Raw genomic sequence first — 2,406 nt, forward strand, 5'->3', positions numbered from 1 at the left:
GGGAAGGCAAGCCGAGATACGATCCAATCCGACGCATCTGGTACGGCACGACCGATTGGCAGAAGTCCGGTCCGACAGCTATCGTATCTCGGGCCGCTGATGCGTGGGAGAACGCCACACGGCCGTTCGCGTCGCAACCAGCGAAGAAGACACGCTAGAAGAGGCTTTGCAGGCGAAGCTCGATTGCATATGTTCCCCTTTTGTTCGGGGGCGCAAATGAGATCCAGCGAAGCCAACTTCAGTTTTCCCGTGCTCGGGTTCACCCCGGACCGGGAAAACTGGGGATTCCCAGATCTTGACCGACTGACCAAGTGCGGGGCCCGCACCCTCCGGGAGAACATGCAGGCCGGTATGGAGCTCATCGACTCCGACGGACAGCGCTGGCGGGTGCTGTCCGTTCGCCGGACAGGCCGCGCAGGCTCGCTGTTGTCCCTTCTGCCCGGGTTCGGCCCGCCCCAGTCGCGCATCGAGCACGAACTAGAAGAGCTGGCAGCCCTTTCACTGGCTGAGGTTAAGCAAAGGACCGTGGATTCACTTAACGCGTTCCGATCTGACTACATGGGTTTCGAAGGCGACGAGGCCGAGTTCAGCGCGCTGCTGGAGAAGGTTAGCCAAGCGCAATCGTTCGCAGACATCTACGACCTGATCCAACCCGACACCTTCGAGTCCTACTGAATTTACCGGGGAGACACCCGGCTCCCCGACTGTCCACACGACCATCTCTCCTCCCTGGGCCAGACAGGGAAAATCCTTCAGCAAGACAGACGCCGCCCGATCCGCGGCTCGGCGGGACGTGAGACGGCTTACGCCGGCGCCCGAGCGCGGCTGGCCGCCGAAATCCCGCGAATCTCCGCCCGGCTCTCCGGGCCGAACTGCGAGTCTGGCTTTCGGTCAGGGCGCCAGGCCTTTCGCAGCCAGAATCGCGTCGGCATAGGCGTCGGCCTCGCCCAGCACCTTGGCCGCCCCCGCCTCGGGCGTCGCGTCGGCCGGAGCGCCCAGGTAGCCGTCCGGCGTGATCGCCCGCGCCGCCGCGCCGCCCTGTCGCCAGGCGGCGACCTGCGCCTCGGAGAGGTCGGTGGGGGCGAGCCTCGGGGCCACGTCCCTGCGCACCTTCTCCGGCGCCACATGCAGCACCGCCGAGGTCTCGCCCGCCCCGGCGTGCAGATCGGCGAAGGGCCGGCCGGCCGGCGGCGGCGGAAACCGCGCCAGCAGGGCGTCTGGGCTCTCCGGCGTCAGGCCCAGGCGCCGGCCCAGCGGCTCGGGCGCCACGTAGCGGACGCGGATCCTGCCTTGTGCGTTCGTGCGCCGCACGGCCGCCAGGATCGCCCGGCTGTGGGCGGCGTCGTAGTGGCCGGTGATGCAGTAGGCATCGCGGAAGCCCGCCTGGGCCAGGCTGTCGAAGACGTCGACCATCAGCTCGGTCATCACCTCGGGTCGCACCCGGATCGACCCCGGGAAGGCTGAGGTCACGTGGTTCACGCCCCATGCGTAGGCCGGCAGGGTGACGCTCTTCACGCCGCGCGCGGCCAGGCGTTCGGCCACCCGCTCCAACTGCCGGGCGGGGATGATCACGTCGGTGTCGAGGGGCAGGTGCGGGCCGTGCTCCTCCATGGCGCCCAGCGCCCACAGCGCCACCGCGCCGCCGCGGGCCGCGGCCTCGAACTCCAGCCAGGTCATGTCGGCGGCCGCGCGCGGCGGCTCGGCCCGCGCCCCCGCCGCGCCAAGCGCCAGCAGCAAAGCGGCCAGCGCCGCGGCGAACCTTCCCGTCATCGTTCCTCTCCCCGACCTTGGCCTTCGCGCTGATGTGGGGTGAGCGCACGCCGGATGCACCCCGCCGAACGCGCCCCTTTGCGGCCGGGGCATTGTGTGCGAAGCCGGGCGCCGTTCGTGGGTGTCGGTAGCGGAATGAAACAGTTCCTGATCACCGCGGCGGGTGTCTTCGCCGGGCTGATGATCTTCCTGGTCGGCGTGCCGTTCGTGCTGGTGTCCCTGGCGCTGAACGCCGCCGGGCCCGAGCCTACGGCCCAGCGCGCGGTGCTGGAGCTCGACCTGCGGGACGCGCTCACCGACCAGGCGCCGCAGAGCCCGCTGGCCGGGTTCGGCCGCAACTCCATGGCTGTCATGACGATCGTCGAGGGGCTGGAGCGGGCGAAGCGCGACGACCGGGTGAAGGGCCTCCTGGTGCGCCTGCCTGAGGCCGGTCTTGAGCCCGCCTTCGCCGACGAGCTGCGCCAGGCCCTGCTGCGCTTCCGCGCCAGCGGCAAGCCGGTGATCGCCCATAGCCAGGGCATCTATCCCGGCGGCGTGGTCACCTCGACCTATATGCTGGGCGCCGCCTCAGGCGACTTCTGGCTGCAGCCGAACGCGTCCCTGCAGGTCACCGGCCTCGCCACCGAGGACATCTTC

Annotated in this window: 2 protein-coding genes and 1 pseudogene; 2 read left to right on the forward strand and 1 reads right to left on the reverse strand. The window is 69.6% G+C overall.

What is annotated here, in order from left to right; genetic code table 11:
* The first annotated feature begins 216 nt into the window (after nt 1–216).
* Nucleotides 217–675, forward strand: coding sequence for a hypothetical protein (locus RIF93_RS20110; RefSeq protein WP_309093218.1), 459 nt, complete (start codon nt 217–219; stop codon nt 673–675).
* A gap of 216 nt (nt 676–891) precedes the next feature.
* Here the strand turns inward: RIF93_RS20110 and RIF93_RS20115 are convergent, their stop codons facing one another.
* Nucleotides 892–1,770, reverse strand: coding sequence for a creatininase family protein (locus RIF93_RS20115; RefSeq protein WP_309093219.1), 879 nt, complete (start codon nt 1,768–1,770; stop codon nt 892–894).
* A gap of 135 nt (nt 1,771–1,905) precedes the next feature.
* Between RIF93_RS20115 and RIF93_RS20120 the strand changes: the two are divergent.
* Nucleotides 1,906–2,406 (forward strand): annotated as a pseudogene (locus tag RIF93_RS20120) (signal peptide peptidase SppA); the annotation flags it as partial.

This window comes from Phenylobacterium sp., from assembly GCF_031181185.1.
Taxonomy (GTDB): Bacteria; Pseudomonadota; Alphaproteobacteria; order Caulobacterales; family Caulobacteraceae; genus Phenylobacterium.

Excerpts from the sequence above, each read along its gene's own strand:
- RIF93_RS20110 (WP_309093218.1), top strand. The coding sequence starts at position 217 with ATGAGATCCAGCGAAGCCAACTTCAGTTTTCCCGTGCTCGGGTTCACC.
- RIF93_RS20115 (WP_309093219.1), bottom strand. The coding sequence starts at position 1,770 with ATGACGGGAAGGTTCGCCGCGGCGCTGGCCGCTTTGCTGCTGGCGCTT.